This window comes from Psychrobacter sp. 5A.1 (assembly GCF_030407455.1).
In the GTDB taxonomy this organism is placed as follows: Bacteria; Pseudomonadota; Gammaproteobacteria; order Pseudomonadales; family Moraxellaceae; genus Psychrobacter.
In genome coordinates this window covers 1-24,104 of sequence record NZ_JASDDJ010000025.1, presented here as the reverse complement: position 1 = coordinate 24,104, position 24,104 = coordinate 1, and the positions used below count along the sequence as shown (strand labels likewise).

Below are 24,104 nucleotides of genomic sequence, written 5' to 3'. Positions count from 1 at the left end.
AGAGATATTAGATAAGAGGTATCGCTTAATATAGAATCGAATTTAACCTAATAGTCGCTAAGTATTATTTATGCCAGACATTATATTCGTATCTAAAGTAGACTTATGGCTTGCACTGTTACTTTGGGGTTTGAGTTTATTTACTGTGTCTGTTCCATTATGGCAGTGGAAGCGAGACGCTCACAAATCCCTCATACAAACTATATTAATGACGGTTATTCTCATACCTTTTGCAGCACTAATGCTCATCCCTTTTTTCGGTACTAAGTACATATTAACGAATGACCAACTACAAGTAGATAGTGGGTTCTCTGTTCAAAAAATTGAGCTTACAGATATCACCTATATTATGCCAACACAAAGCATGAGTTCTGCGCCAGCACTATCATTGGATAGGATTGAAATATTATATAAAGATGAAGAAATACTAATCTCACCAAAAGACAAATCACGTTTTTATTGCGAGATACGGGCACGTAATCCTAGAATAGTGATAGATACAGCAGGCGAATAGAGTGGCATTATCGTTCCTGATATAGAATTTTTCTTGAAACTATTTCTTCAAACTCTTCTTTAATAAATAATCAAATATAAACGGCCCAAATGGCAAGAAAGAGCCGACTACGCCTACAGGCATTGCCCATAGCGGCATTTTTATTTTGCTAGCTGCCATTACGAGCATTAGGATATAGGCAATGAATAACGCCCCATGTGCCATACCGATATATCTCACCGCCTCTGGGATATCGAACATATATTTTAGCGGCATCGCGATACCGAGTAATAATAAAAAAGAAGTGCCTTCTAAATAACCCGCGATGGTGAGGTTTTTGAGTGCAGAATTTTGACTCTTTGTTAAGGTAGACGGTTGAGCTTGCGACACAATATATTCCTTTTACAATCATCAATAAATATTAGATTTCGATCCTAACCTCGCGGATGATGCTCCGCATGTAATTTCTGCAATCTTGCTGTCGCCACGTGGGTATAAATTTGCGTGGTAGATAAGTCACTGTGCCCAAGTAATAACTGTACGCTACGAAGATCAGCGCCATGATTTAGCAAATGCGTGGCAAAAGCGTGGCGAAGGGTATGCGGCGATAGCTCTTTATCGATACTGGCGACTTTGGCATATTTCTTAAGCAAATACCAAAAATTCTGCCGTGTCATATAGCCACCTTGAGCCGTTAAAAACACCGCTTGGCAGTTTCCTGATTTCAAATGAGCAATCAAGTCTCCACGAGCATGCGTTAGATAATCTTCTAGCGCATCGTTTGCATATTCGCCGAGTGGCACCAGTCGCGTTTTATTGCCTTTCCCCGTAATTTGTAGCCAACCTGAGTTTAGATTCACTTGTTCTAATGAGAGGTTAATCAACTCACTCACTCGTAGACCGCAGGCGTATAGCACCTCTAACATGGCTTTATCACGCAGTCCAAGCGCGGTGCTGGTATCAGGCGAGGCAAGTAGATTATCGACATCTGCTTCTGCTAAGTCTTTCGGTAATGGACGACCAAGCTTTGGGCTTTTGATACGCTCGCAAGGATTGTCTTCACGCAGATTACTGGCAATCATCCACAGATAAAACTGACGCAAGCTTGAGAGCATGCGTGCTTGGGTACGTGGGGTTTTGCCTTCTTGAGTGAGGGTTGATAAGCAGTGCAGCACGTCGTCAAGCTGCCAGCGTGTCAGGGCGATAGGATTGGTCAGCTCGCAGGAGCGCAGGTCGCGGACATACGCATTACGAGTACGAGTCGCTAGACCACGTGCCAGCATGGCTTGACGAAACTCAGTCATATAACTGGGTTCGTCATCTACTGCCAGCGCCTTAGGTTGGCGCTGTTGCACGGCACGATCACGGCTCATAACTCAATACTCGATGGTTGCAGGTTAGATAAGCGTTAAACACCATAACGAGGTAACTTCAGCACTGCGTGCGACATGCAAAGGGTCGGTATCATCTTGACTGCGACCATGCTTCGGTTTTGTATCGAGACGATATTTTACTGCCAATCCAGCATCGGCAAACAAGCTTAATAATTCATCACGAGTTCGCAGTTGCAGGTGCTCAGCTAAGTCCGACATTATCAACCAAAGCTCTCCGTGCTCAGCTAAGTGCTGTTTAGCGCCCTGCAACACCCCACGCAACATCGCGCTATTGGCATCATAGACTGCATATTCGAGCGGTGAGCTTGGCTTAGTAGGTAACCAAGGAGGATTGCAGACAATTAGATTAGCAAGTGGTGCATCAGTTGGATACAAATCCGCTTGCTGTAACTGTACGTTAGATAACGTCAAACGCGCAAAGTTCTCGCTAGCACAGGCCAAAGAACGCGGATTTAAGTCAGTGGCAATCACTTGTGGGATGCCGCGCTGCGCTAAGATAATGGCCAATAAACCCGTGCCAGTACCGATGTCATAGGCGACATCATGGATCGCTGGTAGCGGTGCATCGAGCAATAGCTGCACATACTCATGACGAGTTGGCGCAAACACACCATAATGCGGGAAAATTGATAACCCTAAGCTGTCTATTGGGACGCCTTTTTCGCGCCATCCTGCCGCGCCAAGTGCGCCTTGCATATCACGAAATGATAATACGCATGGTTCATCGATTGCACCAAAAGCTGCTGTGCAGGCCGCACTGACATCAGGGGCACGGCGTAGTTGGCTGACATAACTGGCATCAAGCTCTAGTAGCAGACGGCTTAATATGCGTGAGCGCTGGGCTTGTAATTGACGCTGCTGATGAAATAAGTTGGGAATGCCTTTAACCTTTGCTGTGTTAGGTTTATTCGCCGCTTTCTTAATCTTACGCTGTTCAGAGCGCTCATTCGTGCGATCTATGCGACGACCAAGTGCTTGTAGCAATTGCCGTGCATTATGAAAGTCACCGCGCCATAGCAGTGATGTGCCTTCGCAAGCCAAACGGTAAGCGTCATCTGCGGTCGTTGTATCATCAACCAATACAACGCGCGCAGGTGGCATATGATTGCTTTCAGACAACCAAAGAGCATTACGTAGAGTTTCGTTTTCTTGCCATTGTACATACTGCTTTTCTGTTTGTAACACGTAGTAGCCTACCTTTTGTGAAAGATATATCTCGTATAAATCAAAGATATCTTTATATTATTAGGGTCTGTTGAACATTCAAATATTAGAGCTGCTGATTGCTAAAATTGCACCAAATTAGGCGCAAGCCGACGATAATGTCGAGACCTTAACTAGGATTGCAACAACGTTTGGGGTGATTTTAGCATCAGCCTTTCAGGGCAGTACTATTTTCTGCCAATATATGGCGAAATTGTTTAACCTAGAATGACTAGGCGTCAAAAATTTCACTGCATATTGTCTAAAAAATAGTGACTGCCAGCACCACATTTGAATGTTCAACAGACCCTAGTGTTCTAAAGTTGTTGAACGTTTTTAAGCGCTTTTTTTCTTAACCAAATAGCGATAAAGCGTCACGCTCATAGGTGCAGTATCATCACTATCGACCTTGATTTCATCAGGGTCAGTATCTAAGCTCACGTTCTCAGCCAGCGTCTCTTGAGCCAATAGTTCGTGACCCAAATGACGACAGAAATTAGGAATATCGCGCGTGGTGGCAGGATCAGTCGCCAATATTTCAATCACCTCGCCACTGTCTGCTTTGCGAATGACTCGATGTAGCATCATCACAGGCTCAGGGCAAATAAGCCCCTGCGTGTCCAGATGATGGCTGATAGAAATATCTGTTATTGAAGTTGTCATAGTCGTTATCGTAAAGCTAAGTAGGTGGGTTTGAGAATAGATGGTTTGCTTAATCGCTTATCTGGGCGTGCTTTCTAAATCGTCTAGACTTTCGGTCTCTTCGTCAGTCTCAGGCAAGTCAGCCACTTCTAAAAAGTTAAAAAAGCGCTTAAAGCTCACTTTGAATAAAAAAGCCACCCCCAACCAACAGGACAACCCCAACCATGCAGTGTCAGCAAATAATAGCCCACCAATCAATATAATGGTCGATACACCGATACTCATTGCAATCATCGACGGTTGGTTCAAACGATAACGATAAACGACTAAGGCGTCATAAAGCGTAATGGGAATCGTGAGCGCAACCAAGGCATAGGGCAAATTATAAAATAGTTGATAAAGCAGTTGATTGTCATGAAATGCTTTAATACTGGCAATGGTGCCAAAGACCATAAATGCTAGAATAGCAGCATAAATGAGATAAATCGCTATTTGGTTTGCCCGCTGTGCGCCTTTAATGCGAGCAATGGCAAGCGGGGCAAAACCATGTTGCGACTTATTTTGCGAGGGTTGGTCTGAGACAATGGTCATAGTAATCAGTTGTTTATCCGTTGAGATGATATAGTCAATTCACTATATAGCAGAAATTATTGGCATAGGAGTGGCAAGCTGATTGCTAAGCTAATCTGCTTTGATTGCATCGATGGCAATACTACTATTCGGATCAGCAAAGTACGTCGACATCAGGATACATGCAGAAATATCATCAATAGGGTCGCGCTCATTCTTAATCCAGCCATTGTCCCAAGCAATTTCTCGCGCTGCGACTGAGGTCAGGCGTTCATCACAGAGTGACACGACCACTGGCAGATGCTGCTCCATAACTCTATGTGCTAGGCGACGAGCGAATTTATGCGCACGCTTAGATAGCATCGAGCTACTACCATCCATATTAAGCGGTAGACCGACGACCACCTTTGACACGCCCCATACCTTGATAATACCCAGTAGATTGTCCCAGTCAGGTTGACCATTATTCATCGCTAAAATATCAAAGGCACGCGCTGTCTCGGTAATGGTATTACCAAGTGCCATCCCCATTTTTTTGACGCCATAGTCTAGAGCTAAGACAAGATGTGGCTTAACGGTCGCTTCAGCAACGCCAGTATCAGTCTCTATTGCATCGGTGCTATCTGTTATGAGAGTGCTATCTACCATAGTAACGGATGTATCCTGTTTTAATTTTTTATTTCTGCATTCATGAAGCATATGAGGCTAAGCGTGACCGATATCACTGCTTAGATAATCAAAGTTGATTCCGATTTTATCAGCGGCTATTTGCCAGCGCTCTTCAAATGGCGTATCAAACAATAAGTTTAGATCCGCAGGACACACTAACCAATCGCCATTGTTCAACTCTTGGTCTAGCTGTTTTTTGCCCCAGCTGGCATGACCCAAGCACAGTTGATAATGACCGACACCTTGACCTGCGGCGATACGCTTGAGGATATCTTGACTGGTCGTGATGCAGACATTTTCTGATATCGCAAAAGACGATGCCCAATCTGGTTGGCCAGTATGCAGCACAAAGCCAACCTCAGGATACATAGGGCCGCCTTCTAATGCCACATCTTCCATCACTTGTGCATCAGTCACTTCAATGTCTAAATCTTCTAGAAGTTTACCCACTCGCGCCTGCTCTAATGGACGATTGACCATCAGACCTAACGCACCGTGCTTGTCATGGCGGCAGATATAGATTAGCGCCTGCTCAAACCTTGGGTCTGACAGCTCTGGTGCCGCTATTAAGAAATGATGGGTCAAATTGGTTTTAGACATAGAAGCAAATGCAACCTAATAATAAGGGTGAAAGACCACTATATGGTGATAACCAATAGAAAAGCAAGATTCACGCCAACTGCCACTGACCATTACCCAGCCTTCGCCAATGTTTTCGCTGTTGTTCAACATGCCCTAATTGTTTAACATTAGATAGGCCATATAGAGAGTTACTTAACATCGGACAATAAGCTGCGGGCATGATCGCGAGTGACATCCGTGATAATGACGCCACCAGACATACGTGCCAGCTCATCGACTTGCGCACTGTTGGTCAGAATGATGAGCTCACTCTCAGTCTGCTCCTGATGGTGCTTTTGTACCAAGATATGCTGATGCGCTTGCGCGGCTACTTGTGCTTGGTGCGTAATGGCCAATAATTGCTGTGTACGACCAAGCTCACGTAATAACTCGCCGACCACTTGCGCTGTGCCACCACTAATACCGACATCGACTTCATCAAATACCAGCATTGGCTTGGCAGCATTGTTGTCCGCATTGGTTGCCTGTAAGACCTGCATGACTAGCGCCATTCGTGACAGCTCACCGCCTGATGCAATCTTATGCAGTGGCTGCATCGGCATGCCCACATTGGCACTAAATAACAGATCAATATCGAAACAACCTTGCGCATTATATTGGCTCGGCTCAGCCTTTTTGGTAAAGACAAACTCGCAGCGCGCATTGGGCAAAGCTAGCGGTTGTAACTGTTTAACCAGTTGTTTACTGACAATCGGTGCAGCTTTAGTGCGTTCTTTATTTAATTGGGTGGCCAGCGCGAGATATTCTTGCCAAGCCTGCTCAATTTGTGCCGCCATTGCATCGCTACTTGGCTCGTTCTCTAATTGCTCTAATTGCGTTTCCCAGCCTTTCGCTTCAGCGATTAAATCACTGGCTGGCAAGCTATGCTTACGCGATAAACGATGCCCCAAGCTGATAAGATTGTCTAGTGTTTGTAAGCGCTCAGGATCTGGCAGTTGTTGCTCAGCATAATCTGACAGTAAGCCTATCACTTCGGTGATTTGCTGCTGCGCTAAATGTAGCTGTTCAGACGCTTGCTCAAAGGTTTGGCTGACGCTCATTTGATTGTCACAGAGCTTAATAGCTTGCCCTAGTAGGGTCATGACATCTGGCTCATCTGTATCATTATCGAGCAGATGTAAGCCGTGGCTGGCCTCCTGCATCAGTGCTTCTATATTAGACAGCTCTTCATGCTCTGCTTCGACTTCTGCGTAATCAACGGCTAGTAATGGCGCAATGTCTGCTAGCTGACTTTGCAACAATTGAATACGGTCTTGACGTTGGGCTTCACGACTGGCGATATCATCGGCGTGGCGTTTGAGCTGCTGATAGGTTTGATAGCTACTGGCTGTTTGTAAGGCTAGGGGTGTGATTTGTGCCATTTCGTCTAGCCATTTCACCACAAATTGCGGCTTGAGCAAGGCTTGCTGCGCATGTTGGCTATGGATATTGACCAGTAGTGTGCCCAAGTTTTTTAGCTCAGCCAAACTCACTGGCGAACCGTTCAGCCATGCTTTTGAGCGCCCAGTATTGCTTAATTGCCGACGAATAAGTACTTCGGGTTCTTCTAATGGTCGCTCATTTTTGGCAAACCACTCAGCGATGACGCTGTTGTTTTCTATATCAAACTGCGCATAAATATCTGCATGTGCCGCGCCATGCCTGACCATCGCACTGTCTGCACGTTCGCCCGCACACAGTGATAACGCATCCAGCAATAGCGATTTGCCAGCACCTGTCTCACCGGTGATGACATTGAAACCTTCAGCCACACTCAGTTCATGCTGAGCGATCAACGCAAACTGATGTAAAGTTAATGATACTAGCATCAACGCCTCTCATGACAGACAATGGACATCATATAAATCTCAAGAAGCCATATATAAAATAGGGTAAATAAGGGAATGAATGTATCTATGTAATCGTGTTCATTAGATAAATATGGTAGGCAAATAGTATGGTGTTAAATGTGCTCAAATACAAACTTTAAGGCATTGTATAATAGAATTTATTGTTGGAAGATTACCATAAAACCATCAAAAACGGCCAATGAGTCACCATCCTAATATCTACAATATCAATCATTAGGATGATTGAGCATCTCAAAATGAGTGCACTATATAAGAAAGACTGCGGACTATGCTTATAATCACATAACCATGATAGCGATCAAGTGCTTGCCAAAAAAATGCCGAGTGAGTCATTTCCAAAATGAGGACACGGCCTAATATTAAACCGCATTTTCCTAGTCGCTTTAACAAACTTTATAGATATAATGTGGTAGCATAATCTCACATAATGATAAACTCTTACCATTAGATTTATGCATGGTTCAACCTGATAACGAGTCATGATTTTGTAAAATCATAGGCGTATGGTGGAAAGGGTATGCCACTCGGCCATTACTCCAGAGCGTTTTCATAGAACCTGTGGCTATTTTTAGCGCGCAGATATCTACTATAGAAGGATACAGTACTTTGCGCAGAGGGGTTTGTTAACCACGCACCTCTGTCAGTACTCTAACCCGTTACTTATTTTTTAGTTTTGCCATAATTATTTGATAAGGAAGCCACTATGACAGCGGCGCAATTTACTAACGTAACAGTCAATGCTCAAGCAACAGTGTCTTATGATGGTCGCTGTTCAAGCCATACCATTATGTTCGAGGATGGTCGCCACAAAACGTTGGGCGTTATTTTACCTTGTGACAATTTGGTTGAGCATTATCACTTTAGCACCAATACCTCTGAGCGTATCGAAATCACTGGCGGCGAATGTGAAGTCAAGATAAATGGTGATAACGAATTCAGTTATTACCGTGCAGGTCAATCATTCGTCGTCGAAGGCAAGAGCGGCTTTAATCTGCGTACCGAAGAGATTGTTCAGTATGTCTGCCATCTAGAAGGCTGATATCATTAATAGTGCGTTTGATTTTGACACTGTCAGCGCTGGCTCTATCAACCATTCAAGAAAATAAACAATATCGGATTGGTATTGTTTATTTCTTTTTTTGACGTTTGCTTTACCGCCTTCTCGTTGGTTATGAGCTGTGATGTTGAAAGTCAACGATATCTTTTTTTATCCCATCGCCTAGTGCGATACCCACTTTATATTTAATAGGCCTGTTATGGCAAAACCCATTTATTTTTACGGCATCCATGCGATTGATGCTTTACTTGAACATCGTCCTCTTGATGGTCTTAGCTTATTTGTGCAGCAAGGACGTGAGAGTGACAGCCATGTACAAGCTATCATGGCTGAAGCGGAAGCAAACGGTATTAGTATTCAACCAACCCAAAAAGACAAGCTAACGCAGTTATGTGGTAGTCCGCAGCATCAGGGCGTGGTGCTCAACGCTCGTCCGTTAGGCTTTGCCGACGAAGGATTGCTTGATACCATCATTGGTCGTGAGCAGTGCTTGTTATTGGTACTGGATCAAATCACAGATGCACATAATTTTGGTGCTTGCCTGCGTACCGCCGTAGCGATGGGTGTGGATGCAGTGGTTTGTCCAAAACACCATGCGGCAAGTCTAACGCCAACAGTGGCTAAAGTATCGGTCGGTGCGGCAGAGATGATGCCGATCATCAGCGTCACAAATCTGGCTCGTACACTGTCGCAAATTAAAAACGCTGGGGTATTTGTATTTGGTACGGCACTCAATGCGGATGCAAAGCCGATACATGCCGCTGACCTGACTGGAAAAACCGCCATCATTATGGGTTCAGAAGGGGAAGGTATGCGTCGCCTGACTATGGAGAGCTGCGATGAGCTGGTTTATATTCCAATGTCAGGAAACGAGCATGGTAATTTACAAAGCCTAAACGTGAGCGTCGCCACTGGCATGGCCTTGTATGAGGTCAATCGCCAGCGAACTTTAGCTGCTGGGCAAGCGTAAGGTACTCTTGGTGCAAGGGTTCTAGTTGTAAGTATAGAGAGGCAAGATCGCTCTCATTGAGTATGACATTATCCGCATGACGATTGCGCTCTTCACGACTGAGCTGATTGGTCATAATGGCTTTTATCTTTTGTATACTTTGATCATCACGTTGACTGGCACGCGAAATCTGCGTGTCTTCGGTCGCATCCATCACCAGAATACGCTGACATAAGTTGGCCAGTCCTGCCTCTGCAGCTTCAATGAGTAGAGGCGCGGACAGCACTATATATGGTGACGTACTAGAGTTCAGCTGCGCTTTTGCCGTCTCACGTATCGCTGGATGAGTGATTGCTTCAAGCTCAATCAGCGCTTCGGGATTTGCAAATACGTGCGTACGTACAGCAGCTCTATCCATTGATCCATCACCATTCAACACCCAGTCACCAAACTTTCTCTGAATTTTTCGCAGAGTGGCGCTGCCTTTGGCGACCGTTTCATGAGCGATTATATCCGCATCAATAATATCAATCCCTTGCTCAGCAAACCAAGCACTAGCAGCGGACTTGCCACTACCAATCCCACCCGTCAAACCAACTACGAGTGTTTTATTTTTTGCTTGTGGGGTCTGTGGTGGTTGTGAATAAGAGAACGGTGTGTTTTTTGACATAATGACAGCTTATCTGATAGATATACTCATGAATGCAGCTACAAATTGACAATCGGTTTTCAATGATTCCGATTATAGGTAACTGCCGAAAATTTACTACGATAATCTAGGGCCTGTCCTCAATTAGATGACTATTGATTGAGTTGAGGGTAGGCCTTAGTCTTTAGTAGGCATACATGCCAAGATACCAGCTAACGATATCTGAGCCATATAACAAGGCGACGATACCCGCGATAGCGATGTAGGGTCCAAAAGCAAAAGGTTTGCTTTCACCTTGTTTCTTCATCAAGATCAGTCCAACGATAGATCCAAGTAAAGATGACAGTAAAATAATCAACGGCAACATCATAGGTCCAAGCCAAGCACCTAATACTGCTAGCAACTTAAAGTCACCTTGTCCCATTCCGTGTTTTTTAGTGATTAAATAAAATACTTTAACCACTACCCATAGTGATAAAAATCCCAGCAGCAATCCCCATATTGATTGCGTTGGCGAGACAAACCAGCTTTGTGAGTTTACTGCCAATCCTAAGCCTGCCAATGGAAAGGTCAAGCGGTCGGGTAATAGCTGTGTATCAAAATCGATGCCCGTTAAGGCCACCAGTGTCCATACCAAAACCAGTGCTGACAATCCTGTGGCATTCACGCCAAACTGATAAATCACTAACACTGATAGCAGGGCTGTTACTAGCTCAACTAAAGGATAACGCAGACCAATCGAAGCTTTGCAGCTTGAGCAACGACCGCGTAGTACCAACCAGCTAATCAAAGGCACGTTTTCATACCATTTGATTTTATGTGCGCAATGAGGGCAGCGTGAGGCGGGTCGACTCAAAGTGATTGGCTGGTCAGCAGCCACGATATTGGCTATTGGTAGCGTATGTTCGCGCGGCATGTCTGCTTGTTCAGCCATAAACTGGCTACATTCTTGTCTCCAGCCATAAACCATCATCAGTGGTATACGGTGAATCACGACATTCAAAAAACTACCAACACACAGACCTAATAGCCCAAATACGAATAAAGCCAGTTCAGTACTCTCTTGTAGTAACTGTATAAATTGCATCAAATCATTATCCTACTACTGCACCCATTTGGAAGATTGGCAAGTACATTGCAATGACCAAGCCACCGACCAACACACCCAACACAGCCATGATCATTGGTTCCATTAAACTGGTTAAACCATCGACGGCATTATCAACTTCGTTTTCGTAATAGACAGCTACTTTATCTAACATCTCTTCCAAGCTACCAGATTCCTCCCCGATACCGACCATTTGGATGACTAGACTTGGAAATAAATTGGTCGACCGTATAGAGAACTGTAATTGTTGGCCAGTAGATACGTCATTTTTAATTTGCTGAGTTGCATTATAAAACACGACATTGTTGGTCGCACCAGCAGTAGAGTCTAGCGCATCAATAAGCGGGACACCAGCGGCAAAAGTTGTAGATAGCGTACGAGCAAAGCGGGCGATAACGGCTTGGTAAGCGATATTACCAAATATCGGTGCTTTTAATACAGCGCGGTCTAGAAGGTCACGAAATTTCTTAGATTTTTTCTTAGCTTCTGAAAACGCAATAATTGCGCCACCAATAGCCATAATTAGAATAAACCACCACGCTTGCATCCATTCAGACATATTGACTACCATCTGCGTGAAAGCAGGTAGTTCTGCACCAAATGATTCAAATAGATCGGAGAATACAGGTACTACTTTTATTAACAGAATCATAGTAACAATAATAGCAACTACGATAACCGCAATAGGGTACTTCATCGCTTTTTTAATTTTTGCTTTGAGTAGTTCACTCTTTTCTTTGTAGGTAGCAACCCGTTCAAGCATGGTTTCAAGCGCCCCTGACTGCTCTCCAGATTCGACAAGTGAACAAAACAGGTCATCAAAATAACGAGGATGTTTGCGCAAAGCAGAAGCAAAGGTACCACCTGCTTCGATGTCTGCTTTTATTTGTAACACCAAGTCTTTCATACTCGGGTTATCAAGGGAATCAGCCACAATCTCAAAAGATTGTGTTAACGGTACGCCTGCTTTCATCATAGTGGCCATCTGCCGAGAAAAAATGGCAATATCAATGGCTTTAATTGGTTTTTTGAAAGTATAAAGTGGCTTTGGTTTTTTCTTAATACCTTTGACGCTAATACCTTGTTTACGCAAGGTTGCTTTTGCCAGCTCTAAACTGCGGCTGGTGGTTTCCCCTTTTACTTTTTGCCCGCGTCGGTTTACACCGTCATAGACAAAGTCCAACAACATATCGGTCTTAGCTTTTGCCATGTTACTACCCTCAAAATTGTCCAATATAGATATTGCAAACATACAACATAATACCAGACTTAAGATGTTAGTCAGGCATACTTTATTTTAGCGCAAAAAACCAGTGTCTATCTGTTTTATTTTTAAATGTATTTAATAAAGATAGTTACTGGTTTATAAACCCTTAAGCAATCGAAAGTTGGGATGTAGGTAATACAATATAAGTCTAATTATTTTTGCTTATTACTCAGAAGTAACACGCATCATCTCTTGTATACTCGTGACACCTTGTAGGACTTTTAAAATGCCAGAGCGACGTAAGTCACGGAAACCATTTTTAATGGCAGCATCTTTAATATCTATCGCGTTACCATCTTCCATAATGATACGTGAAATATCAGAACTCACTTTCATTACCTCATAAATACCCACACGACCTTTATAACCTTCACGACATTCACTACAGCCTACGGGCTCATGAATGATATTATCTGGATTATCCAAATCAGTCTCAGTAAAGCCAATTTCTAACAGGCTTTGCCGTGGGAGGTTAATGGGTTTTTTGCAATTTTTGCAGAGGCGTCGTGCCAGTCGCTGAGCGATGACTAAGTTGACAGATGTTGCAATATTAAAAGAAGCGACACCCATGTTACGCAAACGCGTTAATGTTTCAGGTGCTGAATTGGTATGCAACGTTGAAAGTACCATGTGACCCGTTTGCGCTGCTTTAATCCCAATTTCAGCGGTTTCGAGATCACGAATCTCACCGACCATGACAATATCAGGATCTTGACGTAAAAAAGACTTGAGTGCATTGGCAAACGTTAGACCAACTTTGGCGTTAACGTTAACTTGATTGATCCCCTCAAGGTTAATCTCGACTGGATCTTCGGCCGTGGATATATTGGTCGCCCCAGTATTTAAAATATTAAGACCTGTATACAGTGAGACGGTCTTACCAGAGCCCGTTGGGCCTGTAATGAGTAGCATGCCTTGTGGTTTGTGCAGCGCTTCTAAAAACATCTCTTGCTGATCCGGTTCATAGCCCAATGCTTCAATACCAAGCATGGCTGATGAGGGATCGAGAATACGCAAAACAAGCTTTTCACCAAACAAGGTAGGCAGACAGCTTACCCGAAAATCAATGGCTTTATTTTTGGAGAGTTTGAGTTTGATACGTCCATCTTGTGGCACTCGGCGTTCTGAGATATCCATTTGAGACATAACTTTTAAGCGAGCCGCAATTTTGTTGGCAAGTTGCACGGGCGGGTTGGCCATTTTTTGCATCACACCATCAACACGGAAACGAACGCGATACGCTTTTTCATAGGGCTCAAAGTGTAAATCGGAAGCGCCCATACGAATGGCATCAACCAGCATTTTGTTGACAAATTTTACAACAGGTGCTTCCTCGATGCTGTCAGCAAGCTTAGTTTCGCCCTCCTCTTCACCTTCTTCACCATCCTCAAAATCAATGTTTAAATCGTTATCAGAAAAGCTATCAAAGCTTTGCATCGTATCAGCATAAATGCTTTCAATACGTTTTTTAAGCTTGTTCTCTTCGACGACGATGGTTTCTATCGATAAGCGAGAATTAAAGGCGATCGCATCAATAGCATCGACACGAGTCGGATCACTGAGCGCAACAAATAGGCGTTGTCCTCGTTTAAAGAGTGGCAAGGCATTAAACTTACGAACAATTTTTTCATCAACCAAATCTTTTGGGATGACATCAAGGTTTAGTGCATCAAGATCAAATAAAGGGTCACCGAAAGCTTGTGACAGCATTTGGGCCAGATGATAAGCATCAGCCAGTTTGTTGTCTACTAGGTAGGAAACCAGCCCTATTTTTTGCTGCTGTGACTCGGTTTGCGCGGTTTTCATATTTGCTTCGCTAACGACACCATCACTGATGAGCTGCTGCGCTAAACCACCATATTTATTGGTTGCGATAGACATTATATTCTCTCCTTTAATAACCAGTATTCTGTAGACTTGTTGAGCATCTACACGCTACGTATTCATCATTTTAATAAGTCAGTCCCATATAAATCAGATACGGTGTCAGGCCTGCTCAGTCTACTATTTATAGTACTTTTTATAGTAATTTTACTCGATTAATCTTGTATCCAAATAATATTGAATCGACTGTAGATAGTCCGCCTCTAATTATCTTGCCTAACTCATTTAGATGACTATCGATTGAATTGAGGATACGACTTAACAATAGTATTTAATTTTTATGAAGTCAGCAGTATAGAACTTTACTTTAGTTTGAAAATTTTATATAGACTATTAAGCGACCAGCACGTAAAAATCATGGCCTATTGCCACATCATCTAACGATAAGTTTCGATGGATCATTCTTATGATAGTGGCAGGCTACTATAGCACTTACGAATTATTTGTTATACTGACGCGCATATTAGCCGAATTGGCATGAATACATGAGACAAGGTAGATGAGTATGCAAGCTTGGGTAATTGGCAATTGGAAACAGAATCCGGCGACAAACCATGCAGTCAGTGCGCTGTTAGACGACTTATCGTCTAAGATAAATGCTGAAGAGCAAGCCCATATGAAAGAGCCAAACAATCGCTGCAAATTAATGGTAGCACCAAGTTGCATTCATTTAAATGCAGTGAGTACACGTCTGAAAGACAGTTCAATACTCTGTGCCGCACAAGACATCAGTGCCCATAGTGCGAGTACAGGCGCATATACAGGCGATTGCTCAGCACAGCAAGTGGCAGATGCAGGCGCCACTTGGACGCTACTCGGTCATTCTGAACGTCGCCAGTATCACAAAGAATCTCATGATTGTCTGGTAAATAAATTGTCTCATGCGTTCTCTCAAAACCTAGGTGTGGTGTTTTGTATTGGCGAAACACAAGAACAGTATGATAATAATCAAACATTTGACGTTATCGATGCTCAGCTCGCGGTTATCAAAGATTTACTTATTCAACAGCCAGATTTTATAATGTCGCTATCTGAACGATTGATCGTGGCCTACGAACCTGTATGGGCGATTGGCACTGGTAAGGTGCCAACGGTAGAGGAAGTCAGTCACACCCATCAGCATATTAAGCAAACGGTTGCAGGTTTTGCTGATATGGCGGGGGCGACTACCGTACTATATGGTGGTAGTGTCAATGCTGATAATGCCGAAAGCTTTGCATCAGACCCAATGATTGATGGGGCATTGGTTGGCGGTGCTTCATTAAAGGCAGAGAGTTTTTTAGCGATTGCTGATGCTTTTAACCAAGCCAATGCCTAACTGAATAAATAACGCTCAAATATCAAAGTCATAGCCTGTAAACAGTGTGTCTTTATCAGTTGGCAAAAGTAGGTTTAACAGTGCCCTTGCAATCGTGTACAATGCGCCTTATTTATATAGTCGATTTGGCGTCATGAGATGCCAGTTGTCATCCGTATTAACTTTAAGTTTTATTTTCCGTTATCAGTCGTCATTACGCGGCAAAAGAGGCCACCATGTTTACGTTTATATTAGCCCTGCATATTATCGTGGCGATTGCCATGATCGGCTTGATCTTGATACAGCATGGTAAAGGGGCAGACGCTGGGGCTTCTTTTGGTGCTGGCTCATCGGGTACAGTATTTGGCGCGGCAGGAACTGCCAACTTCTTAACGCGCGCGACCGCGGTATTGACGGTCATATTTTTTATCACGAGTATGACCCTTGCCGTTCATTCTCGTAAGCAAGCTGAAGATCAGTTTCGTTTAGATGCACCCGTTTCAGCGCCGCAAACGCCGCGTCCATTGACACAAAATCCTGAGTAATCATTTTTTAAGCAGGCAACGCTTGCTATTTCGCCACGTTAGATTTACAATGCGTTTCTGTTTTCAGAAGTACCACTCTATAGATGCCTACCTTAAGCATCTTTTATAGTAGAATGGATATGAAGGAACAGAGTAGTAAAATGCGATTGTGGTGGAATGGTAGACACGCCATCTTGAGGGGGTGGTGGCGCAAGCTGTGGGGGTTCAAGTCCCCCCAATCGCACCAAGTTTAATAGACGTAGCATAGCGTCAGGTTGGATTTTTTAGCAGATAATACTTAATTTATAATTTATTTAAAAAAAGTATTGACACTTCTACAAAACCTCCCTATAATATGCGTTCTAGATTGATGCGGGGTGGAGCAGTCTGGTAGCTCGTCGGGCTCATAACCCGAAGGTCGTTGGTTCAAATCCAGCCCCCGCTACCACTTTTTATACTGATGTTTTGCACACTAAATTTGTCAGTACCGATTAGCCCACCATTATGTTTGTGGGTTTTTTTGTATCTGATGGTCAGTGTTATCGCGGTATCTATCCTACTTATGTTAAGCTCTAGGTCTATAGAGTACGATATTAATCGTCACTGGTCGTCATCGGCCGCTACCGGCACGATGCTCCTTAAGCAACACTATCTTTTATTCCTCACGCTTTTATCGATAGTAGTGCTTTATGAATAATAAAAGCATTGTCTGGCTGAGCTTGATGTTTTTTATGCTCATCCCTATATAAACGCACAACACATATCACATGTTTGTGGTTTAAAATTATATAATGACCGTAATGCTTACCGCTATAATATTGCTATATATAGGTAAGAGAAGAGCCAAGTTTTCATACGGTTTACTCAGTACGATAGATAAGTGAATAGGAAAATACAAAGAGATTATGAAGCTTTCGACTAAAGTTGCAGAACTGACTAATATTATTGCCCCTGCCGTTGCTGCTTGCGATGTGGCACTCTGGGGTATCGAGTTTGCACCACAAGGCAACCGCTCATTGTTACGTATTTATATTGAGGCATTGCCAGAAGAGCAAGCCCAAGATAAGCAGGTAACCATTGAGAACTGTGCGGCAGTGAACCACCAAGTAAGCGGTATTTTGGAAGTTCATGATCCTATTGCTGGTGAGTTCATCTTAGAAGTGTCTTCACCAGGCTTTGACCGCGCATTTTTCTCAGATGAGCAGATGCACGCGTATGTTGGCCAAACGGTGAGTTTGCGTTTGATCCAAGCGATTGGTGAAGGCGATCAAAAACGTCGTAAAGCGACAGGTACTTTAGACAGTATCGATGCAACCTCGCTAAAATTGACATCAAGTGATGGTCAGCAGTTTGAGATTGCATTAAGTAATATTGATAAAGCCAATTTGATTTATGAAGACGCTTAAATCTATATTAGGTAACTGCTTATAGATAGGCAGTTTTATCTCCAAATAGCTTATGTGGCTTATAGTAAATATATAATATCAATACACAAATTATAAAATTTAAGTCAATTATAAAATGATAGGACAGGTATAGCATGAGTCGTGAAATCTTAACGGTAGTAGAAACTGTCAGTAATGAAAAGGGCTTAAATCCTGAAGATATCTTTGAAGCCATAGAAGACGCTTTGGTGGTATCGACTAAGAAAAAAGTATACACCGAGCAGCCAGAAGTGGCCGTACGGGTTGCAATCGACCGCGCCACTGGTGACTATGATACTTATCGTTACTGGACAGTGGTTGCAGATGAAGACCATGAAATGCCAGCTTGTCAGCTTGCGATCACAGATCTTGATCAAGAAGAATGGTCAATCGGTGATATTAAAGAAGAGCAGATTGAATCAATCGAATTTGGTCGTATCGCTGCTACTCAAGCAAAACAGGTCATTATCCAAAAAATCCGTGAAGCTGAGCGCGCGCTAGTAGCCGATGCTTTCGAGCCACGTGTTGGTGAGATGATGTATGGCGAAGTCAAAAAACAGACACGTGATGGCTATATTATTGACTTAGGTGATAATGCTGAAGGGTATTTGTCACGTGATCAGATGTTGCCACGTGAGCAGTTACGTGCAAAATCGCGTATCAATGCTATCTTGTACCATGTGAACCGCGAAAACCGTGGCGCACAGCTACTGTTATCTCGCACGCATCCTGAAATGCTATCAGCATTGATGCAAAAAGAAGTGCCTGAGATTGCAGAACAAATTATTGAAATTCGTAACGTTGCCCGCCTACCAGGTACTCGTGCTAAAATAGCCGTGAAGACCAACGATCATCGTATTGATCCAGTTGGCGCTTGTATCGGTATGCGTGGTACGCGTATTCAAGCGGTACAGCAAGAGTTGGATGGCGAGCGTATTGATGTCGTGGTATGGTCAGATGACCCAGCCCAATTCATCATTAGCTCTTTAGAGCCAGCTGACGTCAGCAGCATTATCTTAGACGAAGATACTCAAACAGCAGATATTATCTTTAGTACCAATGATCAGTTAGCGCGTGCTATTGGCTCACAAGGCCAAAACGTACGTTTGGCCTCTGAGCTAACGGGTTATAAGCTTAATATGATGCTTGAAGAAGAATATAAGCAGCGTCAAGAAAACGAATCAAAAGCATTCATCGAGTTATTCTATGAACGTTTAGAAGTTGATAAAGACTTAGCACAAGCGCTGGTTGATATCGGTTTTACCAGTATCGAAGAAGTGGCTTACGTACCAATCGAAACCTTCTATGATATTGAAGGCTTAGATGATGAAGCGATTGAGATGATTCAAGAGCGTGCTAAAGAAGTCGTTATCGCTGACGAGCTGGTTAAACAACAGAACATGAAAGAGCCAAGTCAAGAGCTCCAAGAGCTTGAAGGTATGACCGTCAATTGGGCCTATAAAATGGCACAAAAAGATATTATTACCGTTGATGATTTGGCAGAACAAGCCGTCTTCGATTTAGAAGATATCGAAGGATTAGACTCTGAAACTGCAGGAAAACTCATCATGAAAGCTCGGGAATCTTGGTTCGATGAATAAGCGGTAACTGCATATCGCTGTCTTTTGGTGATATGCTATTGAGAATAAAGCGCTGGTATCTATTTATAAATATCAGCCTTAACCCAATCATTTGTAGCCAACAACTGAATTGAACATATAGCAAATAATAGACAGTAGGTGATAATAAATGGCAGATAAGACCGTCAAAGAACTGGCAGAAATGGTAGGCAAAACTACAGATGCTGTAAAGCAGCAATTAGTAGACGCTGGCCTGCCTGCTCGCGCAGAGGATGACCTAGTCACCGAGCTTGAGCAAGAGAAGCTGGTGACGTATTTAAAACAAAGTCATGGTCAACAAGAAAAGCGTCGTATTAGTCTTAAATCTAAGACGACCAGTACCGCACGTGTGACCGGCTCTTCGGGTAAATCTAAGAGCGTCAATGTTGAAGTGCGTAAAAAGAAAGTATTTGAAAAGCCTGATCCAGAAAAAATGGCTGAAGATTTAGCGGCGCGTGAGCAAGCTCTGATTGAGTCTCAAGAACGTGCAGCCAAAGAAGCTGAAGAACGTGCAGCGACTAAGAAAAAATCTGAAGAACGTCAAGCAGCAACCTTAGCTGCTATGCGTGCAAGCTTAGGCTCTGGCAAAAAATCAAGCGATAAAAATGACGACATCTCTACATCAGTTGTCGTGAAAAAAGGTGGTAAAGCCACTGTTGAAGTTAAGCCTAAAGAACAGCCGAAGAAAAAAGTTGCTGCAACCAAACCAAAAGTTGAGACAGCAGCTGAGCGTAAAGCTCGCGAAACACGTGAAAAAGAAGAAGCGCGTTTGCGTGAAATCGAAACAGAAACTCGCCGTACTCAAGCTGAAGAGGCGCAAAAGCGTACACTTGAGCAAATGCGTAAAATGGCTGGTAAATATACGGACCAGCCTGCTGCTGAAGTTCGTAAAGACGAACCATTGGCTGAAGGTCTAGTCGGTGATGCATTAGAAGAGTCATTTGAAAAAGAACGTCGTGAAATCAAACGCGGTGCAAGCAGTACTGGCGCTCGTGGCCGTCGTCGTAAAAACCAAGATGAGCGTGAAATCAAAAACCGTAAAAACGGTTTGCGTTCAACACAAGCATCACAGCATAAGTTTGAAAAACCAGTTGAAAAAATCGTTTATGACGTTGAAATTAGTGAGCAAATTACAGTAGCAGATCTTGCTCAACGTATGGCCGTTAAAGCTCGTGAAGTGACTAAATTGCTCATGAAAATGGGTGAAATGGCTCGTGAATCAGATACGATTGATCAAGCGACAGCAAGCTTGCTTGTTGAAGAAATGGGTCATAATCCAGTACCAGTCAGTGATACCAAAGTTGAAGATGATCTACAGTATGCGGTTGATGAGCGTAGCAGTAACATTCAGACTCGTCCGCCAGTCGTAACGATCATGGGTCACGTCGACCATGGTAAGACCTCACTGCTAGATAAAATTCGTGAAACGAAAGTGGCGACTGGTGAAGCGGGCGGTATTACACAGCATATCGGTGCTTACCATGTAAAAACCGAGCGCGGTGTCATTACTTTCCTTGATACTCCGGGTCACGCGGCCTTTAGTGCCATGCGTTCACGCGGTGCTCAAGCGACTGATATCGTTGTACTTGTCGTCGCCGCTGATGATGGCATGATGCCACAGACAGCAGAAGCCATCGATCATGCACGTGCTGCTGGTACGCCAATTATCGTTGCTATCAACAAAATGGATAAGCCAGGCGCTGATCCTGACCGTGTTCTTAATGAATTGACGACGAAAGAAGTCATATCAGAAGAATGGGGCGGTGATACACCAATGGCCCGTATCTCAGCCAAAACTGGCGAAGGTATTGACAACTTACTAGAGTTTATTAGCTTACAAGCTGAGCTAATGGAATTAGAAGCGCCACTAGACGGTGCGGCACAGGGTGTTGTCATCGAATCAAGACTTGAAAAAGGTCGTGGTCCTGTTGTGAGTGTCCTAGTCAAAAAAGGGACACTGAAACAAGGTGACTTGGTTCTAGCTGGTGAGCATTATGGTAAAGTTCGTGCATTAACAGACGAGCATGGTCAGCGTATTAAGTCCGCTGGTCCTTCTATCCCTGTAGAGATTTTAGGTTTGCCTGAAACACCTGCTGCTGGTAGCGAATTCTTAGTAGTAACGGATGAGAAAAAAGCTCGTGAAGTCGCGGACTTTAGAACCAACCGTGAGCGTGAGCGTCAACTCGAGCGTCAAAATGCCATGCGTCTAGAGAGCATGTTTGATCAGATGGGCCAAGGCGATGTGTCATTCTTGAATATCGTATTAAAGACAGATGTACGTGGTTCACTTGAAGCACTACTAGCTGCATTGAATGAATTGTCAACTGACGAAGTGAAAGTCAGAGTCATCAGTTCAGGCGTTGGCCCGATTTCTGAATCTGACGTAACACTTGCAGAATCTAGTGAAGCGGTACTACTAGGCTTTAACGTTCGTGCAGATGCCACCGCACGCCGCAAAGCAGACACTGCTAACATGGATATTCGCTACTATAGCGTCATCTATGGCTTGATTGATGATGTGAAATCAGCAATGAGCGGTATGCTTGCTCCTGAACATCGTGAGAAAATCCTTGGTGTTGCAGACGTTCGTGAAGTATTCCGTTCTAGTAAGTTTGGTGCTGCGGCTGGTTGTATGGTGGTCGAAGGTACAATTTATCGCAACAAACCTATCCGCGTATTGCGCGCTGACCAAGTTATCTTTACTGGTCAATTGCAATCATTGCGTCGTTATAAAGAAGACGTTAATGAAGTACGTACTGGCATGGAATGTGGTCTGGCCGTTCGTGGCTATGACGTCGAAGCTGGCGATAAGATCGAAGTCTTTGAAATTCAAGAGTTCGCACGTACTATCTAAAGCTGCTGTTCGATAGCAGAGTATGTATTAAAGCAACATGCGTAATCCGCAGAGCTTTTCAGATACTCTGCTAATATTCAGCTGTACTTAGGCCTAACAGGTACACCCTGCTAGGCCTTTTTTAGTAAATATCAGCCCTTAAATGTATTAATAAGCAAATGGGCTAATCAATGAAAACAAGCCCTACCAAATTAAGGTAATAAAATGAACCAACGTTTACAACGATTGTCGGATCAAATTCAGCGTGAGCTGGCTGTTCTTATTCGTGACGAAGTCAATGACCCTCGTCTGACAGGTTTTGTCACTATTTCTAGCGTCAAAGTCAGTCCAGATCTAGGTTATGCTGATGTCTATGTCACTATCATGGAGCCTGAGCTCAATGATGCCATGAACAAGACCAATCATGAAGAAAGTATCAAAGTACTAAATAAAGCCGCAGGGTTTTTGCGTACTGAATTAAGTCATAGCCTAAAGACACGTACCACGCCGCGCCTACGCTTTCACTATGATGAAGTGACTGCTCGTGGTAATTATATGATGGACTTGATTAGTAAGGCTGTCACCAAAACTGAGCAAAACGAGAATGACGAGTAAAGTATTATTATGTCTATAGCGTCTAAGCAAGTGGATAAAAAAGCCAAAACAACACCCGATAAAATAAAGGTTTCGGGGGTTGTTTTGGTGGATAAACCTAAAGGCATGACCTCACAGCAAGTCGTGTCAAAGGTGAAGTATTTGTTTAAATCACCGATACACGACAGCAAAAAGGCAGGTCATACGGGTACGCTTGATCCAATGGCGACAGGTTTACTGCCTATTTGTTTGGGTGAAGCAACCAAGTTTAGCCATTATCAACTGGATGCAGATAAGTCTTACCAAGCGACTGTCTTGCTGGGTAGCCAGACAGATACAGGTGATGCCGATGGTCAAATTGTGGCACAAGCATCTATTGCAGAATTCGATGATGCCTCGTTAGCCACTATCGCCCAGCAGTTTTTGGGCGCCCAGCAGCAGATACCACCGATGTACTCGGCGCTAAAAAAAGATGGTAAAAAGCTTTACGAATATGCCCGCGCTGGTATTGAAGTTGATAGACCGCCAAGAGATATCACTATTAAAGCAATTGATTTAAAAGCAATTGCTCACGAGCAGATCCAATTGACAGTGACTTGCACTAAAGGTACTTATGTACGTGTTCTCGGTGAAGATATTGCCAAGGCGTTAGGTACGTTGGGACATTTGACCGCATTGCGACGTACGCAAGTGGGCAACTTCCGTATTGACGATGCTATTGCTTTATCAACATTAGAAGAGAGTGAGTTAGATAGCCGACAGTCTTGGTTATTGCCTGTCGATGCTTGTATTGATCTTGATGCTGAGCTGATACTGACAGAGGAACAGTGTGCTCGCGTACATATGGGACAACGTCTGAATGTGTTTGATCAGCTTACAGGCACGCTCAAAGACTACGTATCAGAGATGGTTTCTGATCAGCTGTCTGACAATACTGAAGCCAGTATTCACAATGCCGATTCTGACATTAATATCGATAGTGAGGCAAACGCTGGCCGCGATACTGAAGCATCTCAGCTTTTAGCGCATGAAATACCTGTAGACATACGCTTACTTAATGAGCAAGAAGAGTTCCTTGGGTTGGGTGCTGTTAGTCTAAATGGTCGATTGCAGCCAAAAAAATTAATTCAGCGTTAGTTTTATTCTTGTTAAATAAGGTGCGATAAAGCCTTTTTGGCTTACTAAGAGTTTACACTAATCACATACCGTCACATTTTATTGCAGGTTTCACCTATGGTGGAACCTGTTTTTTTTGTACATTAGATACATCAGTTAGGGAATACTGAATAAAAAAAATAAAATGGACAGATGCCATAAGAATAAAAAATAATAAATTAAAATGATGGGAAAATGTCAAAAGGAAGTATTTCTACAAAAATAAAATATGTCAGAGGATGACTGTTTGCTTAACAATAATTGCTGAATAAGAATAAAAA

The 24,104-nt window shown here is 43.4% G+C and carries 22 protein-coding genes and 2 tRNA genes; 12 read left to right on the top strand and 12 right to left on the bottom strand.

The window, feature by feature from the left end; all coding sequences use genetic code 11:
• The first annotated feature begins 70 nt into the window (after positions 1-70).
• Positions 71-514 carry a PH domain-containing protein gene (locus tag QL982_RS07360; protein ID WP_290163223.1) on the top strand — a complete coding sequence of 148 codons (444 nt, stop codon included), beginning with the start codon at positions 71-73 and terminating at the stop codon, positions 512-514.
• A 39-nt stretch (positions 515-553) separates the two neighbouring features.
• Here QL982_RS07360 and QL982_RS07355 read toward each other — a convergent pair whose 3' ends face one another.
• The 8 genes from QL982_RS07355 to recN all read right to left on the bottom strand — a co-directional run bounded on the left by QL982_RS07355 (position 554) and on the right by recN (position 7,421).
• Positions 554-883 (bottom strand): DUF3817 domain-containing protein, encoded by a 330-nt coding sequence (locus tag QL982_RS07355; protein ID WP_290163222.1) that lies wholly within the window; start codon positions 881-883, stop codon positions 554-556.
• A gap of 44 nt (positions 884-927) precedes the next feature.
• A complete protein-coding gene (gene xerD, locus QL982_RS07350) occupies positions 928-1,866 on the bottom strand; it encodes a site-specific tyrosine recombinase XerD (protein ID WP_290163221.1) in 939 nt (312 codons plus the stop codon).
• Between the two features lie 24 nt (positions 1,867-1,890).
• A complete protein-coding gene (locus tag QL982_RS07345) occupies positions 1,891-3,072 on the bottom strand; it encodes a class I SAM-dependent methyltransferase (protein ID WP_290163220.1) in 1,182 nt (393 codons plus the stop codon).
• 354 nt (positions 3,073-3,426) lie between these two features.
• Entirely contained in the window at positions 3,427-3,753 is a 327-nt protein-coding gene (gene tusA / locus QL982_RS07340) for a sulfurtransferase TusA (protein WP_197099552.1), read from the bottom strand.
• 57 nt (positions 3,754-3,810) lie between these two features.
• Complete coding sequence (locus QL982_RS07335) at positions 3,811-4,323, bottom strand: hypothetical protein (protein WP_290162367.1); 513 nt, start codon at positions 4,321-4,323, stop codon at positions 3,811-3,813.
• 90 nt (positions 4,324-4,413) lie between these two features.
• Positions 4,414-4,950: a Holliday junction resolvase RuvX gene (ruvX, locus tag QL982_RS07330; protein ID WP_290162365.1), complete on the bottom strand. Its 537-nt coding sequence runs from the start codon at positions 4,948-4,950 to the stop codon at positions 4,414-4,416.
• A gap of 57 nt (positions 4,951-5,007) precedes the next feature.
• Positions 5,008-5,571: a YqgE/AlgH family protein gene (locus QL982_RS07325; protein ID WP_290162363.1), complete on the bottom strand. Its 564-nt coding sequence runs from the start codon at positions 5,569-5,571 to the stop codon at positions 5,008-5,010.
• A gap of 170 nt (positions 5,572-5,741) precedes the next feature.
• Entirely contained in the window at positions 5,742-7,421 is a 1,680-nt protein-coding gene (recN, locus tag QL982_RS07320) for a DNA repair protein RecN (protein WP_290162361.1), read from the bottom strand.
• 745 nt (positions 7,422-8,166) lie between these two features.
• On the opposite strand from recN, the gene QL982_RS07315 reads away from it, so the two are divergent.
• Positions 8,167-8,502 carry a pyrimidine/purine nucleoside phosphorylase gene (locus QL982_RS07315; RefSeq protein ID WP_290162359.1) on the top strand — a complete coding sequence of 112 codons (336 nt, stop codon included), beginning with the start codon at positions 8,167-8,169 and terminating at the stop codon, positions 8,500-8,502.
• A 217-nt stretch (positions 8,503-8,719) separates the two neighbouring features.
• Positions 8,720-9,490, top strand: a complete 771-nt coding sequence (rlmB, locus tag QL982_RS07310) for a 23S rRNA (guanosine(2251)-2'-O)-methyltransferase RlmB (protein WP_290162357.1) — start codon at positions 8,720-8,722, stop codon at positions 9,488-9,490.
• Here rlmB and coaE read toward each other — a convergent pair.
• From coaE to pilB, 4 genes are all read right to left on the bottom strand, one after another.
• The gene (gene coaE / locus QL982_RS07305; RefSeq protein ID WP_290162355.1) at positions 9,453-10,139 is read right to left on the bottom strand and encodes a dephospho-CoA kinase; all 687 of its coding nucleotides are present in this window, start codon (positions 10,137-10,139) and stop codon (positions 9,453-9,455) included. The genes rlmB and coaE overlap by 38 nt on opposite strands.
• Positions 10,140-10,302: 163 nt before the next feature.
• Entirely contained in the window at positions 10,303-11,205 is a 903-nt protein-coding gene (locus QL982_RS07300) for an A24 family peptidase (RefSeq protein ID WP_290162375.1), read from the bottom strand.
• 7 nt (positions 11,206-11,212) lie between these two features.
• Complete coding sequence (locus QL982_RS07295) at positions 11,213-12,436, bottom strand: type II secretion system F family protein (protein ID WP_290162354.1); 1,224 nt, start codon at positions 12,434-12,436, stop codon at positions 11,213-11,215.
• Between the two features lie 222 nt (positions 12,437-12,658).
• A complete protein-coding gene (pilB, locus tag QL982_RS07290) occupies positions 12,659-14,374 on the bottom strand; it encodes a type IV-A pilus assembly ATPase PilB (protein WP_290162352.1) in 1,716 nt (571 codons plus the stop codon).
• Positions 14,375-14,882: 508 nt separating this feature from the next.
• On the opposite strand from pilB, the gene tpiA reads away from it, so the two are divergent.
• From tpiA to truB, 9 genes are all read left to right on the top strand, one after another.
• Positions 14,883-15,695: a triose-phosphate isomerase gene (tpiA, locus tag QL982_RS07285; protein ID WP_290162350.1), complete on the top strand. Its 813-nt coding sequence runs from the start codon at positions 14,883-14,885 to the stop codon at positions 15,693-15,695.
• 215 nt (positions 15,696-15,910) lie between these two features.
• Positions 15,911-16,219: a preprotein translocase subunit SecG gene (secG, locus tag QL982_RS07280; protein WP_290162348.1), complete on the top strand. Its 309-nt coding sequence runs from the start codon at positions 15,911-15,913 to the stop codon at positions 16,217-16,219.
• Between the two features lie 142 nt (positions 16,220-16,361).
• A tRNA-Leu gene (locus QL982_RS07275) sits at positions 16,362-16,445 on the top strand.
• Positions 16,446-16,569: 124 nt separating this feature from the next.
• Positions 16,570-16,646 (top strand) — tRNA-Met (locus tag QL982_RS07270).
• 457 nt (positions 16,647-17,103) lie between these two features.
• On the top strand, positions 17,104-17,604 hold the full coding sequence (gene rimP / locus QL982_RS07265) for a ribosome maturation factor RimP (RefSeq protein WP_290162345.1): 501 nt from the start codon (positions 17,104-17,106) through the stop codon (positions 17,602-17,604).
• Positions 17,605-17,738: 134 nt separating this feature from the next.
• Entirely contained in the window at positions 17,739-19,223 is a 1,485-nt protein-coding gene (gene nusA / locus QL982_RS07260) for a transcription termination factor NusA (RefSeq protein ID WP_290162342.1), read from the top strand.
• A gap of 148 nt (positions 19,224-19,371) precedes the next feature.
• Positions 19,372-22,095, top strand: coding sequence for a translation initiation factor IF-2 (gene infB / locus QL982_RS07255; RefSeq protein ID WP_290162340.1), 2,724 nt, complete (start codon positions 19,372-19,374; stop codon positions 22,093-22,095).
• 204 nt (positions 22,096-22,299) lie between these two features.
• On the top strand, positions 22,300-22,689 hold the full coding sequence (locus QL982_RS07250; RefSeq protein WP_102078739.1) for a ribosome-binding factor A: 390 nt from the start codon (positions 22,300-22,302) through the stop codon (positions 22,687-22,689).
• Between the two features lie 9 nt (positions 22,690-22,698).
• Positions 22,699-23,805: a tRNA pseudouridine(55) synthase TruB gene (gene truB, locus QL982_RS07245; RefSeq protein ID WP_290162334.1), complete on the top strand. Its 1,107-nt coding sequence runs from the start codon at positions 22,699-22,701 to the stop codon at positions 23,803-23,805.
• Positions 23,806-24,104 lie beyond the last annotated feature (299 nt).

Excerpts from the sequence above, each read along its gene's own strand:
- QL982_RS07360 (WP_290163223.1), top strand. The coding sequence starts at position 71 with ATGCCAGACATTATATTCGTATCTAAAGTAGACTTATGGCTTGCACTG.
- xerD (WP_290163221.1), bottom strand. The coding sequence starts at position 1,866 with ATGAGCCGTGATCGTGCCGTGCAACAGCGCCAACCTAAGGCGCTGGCA.
- tusA (WP_197099552.1), bottom strand. The coding sequence starts at position 3,753 with ATGACAACTTCAATAACAGATATTTCTATCAGCCATCATCTGGACACG.
- QL982_RS07335 (WP_290162367.1), bottom strand. The coding sequence starts at position 4,323 with ATGACCATTGTCTCAGACCAACCCTCGCAAAATAAGTCGCAACATGGT.
- ruvX (WP_290162365.1), bottom strand. The coding sequence starts at position 4,950 with ATGGTAGATAGCACTCTCATAACAGATAGCACCGATGCAATAGAGACT.
- QL982_RS07325 (WP_290162363.1), bottom strand. The coding sequence starts at position 5,571 with ATGTCTAAAACCAATTTGACCCATCATTTCTTAATAGCGGCACCAGAG.
- recN (WP_290162361.1), bottom strand. The coding sequence starts at position 7,421 with ATGCTAGTATCATTAACTTTACATCAGTTTGCGTTGATCGCTCAGCAT.
- QL982_RS07315 (WP_290162359.1), top strand. The coding sequence starts at position 8,167 with ATGACAGCGGCGCAATTTACTAACGTAACAGTCAATGCTCAAGCAACA.
- rlmB (WP_290162357.1), top strand. The coding sequence starts at position 8,720 with ATGGCAAAACCCATTTATTTTTACGGCATCCATGCGATTGATGCTTTA.
- coaE (WP_290162355.1), bottom strand. The coding sequence starts at position 10,139 with ATGTCAAAAAACACACCGTTCTCTTATTCACAACCACCACAGACCCCA.
- QL982_RS07300 (WP_290162375.1), bottom strand. The coding sequence starts at position 11,205 with ATGCAATTTATACAGTTACTACAAGAGAGTACTGAACTGGCTTTATTC.
- QL982_RS07295 (WP_290162354.1), bottom strand. The coding sequence starts at position 12,436 with ATGGCAAAAGCTAAGACCGATATGTTGTTGGACTTTGTCTATGACGGT.
- pilB (WP_290162352.1), bottom strand. The coding sequence starts at position 14,374 with ATGTCTATCGCAACCAATAAATATGGTGGTTTAGCGCAGCAGCTCATC.
- tpiA (WP_290162350.1), top strand. The coding sequence starts at position 14,883 with ATGCAAGCTTGGGTAATTGGCAATTGGAAACAGAATCCGGCGACAAAC.
- secG (WP_290162348.1), top strand. The coding sequence starts at position 15,911 with ATGTTTACGTTTATATTAGCCCTGCATATTATCGTGGCGATTGCCATG.
- rimP (WP_290162345.1), top strand. The coding sequence starts at position 17,104 with ATGAAGCTTTCGACTAAAGTTGCAGAACTGACTAATATTATTGCCCCT.
- nusA (WP_290162342.1), top strand. The coding sequence starts at position 17,739 with ATGAGTCGTGAAATCTTAACGGTAGTAGAAACTGTCAGTAATGAAAAG.
- infB (WP_290162340.1), top strand. The coding sequence starts at position 19,372 with ATGGCAGATAAGACCGTCAAAGAACTGGCAGAAATGGTAGGCAAAACT.
- QL982_RS07250 (WP_102078739.1), top strand. The coding sequence starts at position 22,300 with ATGAACCAACGTTTACAACGATTGTCGGATCAAATTCAGCGTGAGCTG.
- truB (WP_290162334.1), top strand. The coding sequence starts at position 22,699 with ATGTCTATAGCGTCTAAGCAAGTGGATAAAAAAGCCAAAACAACACCC.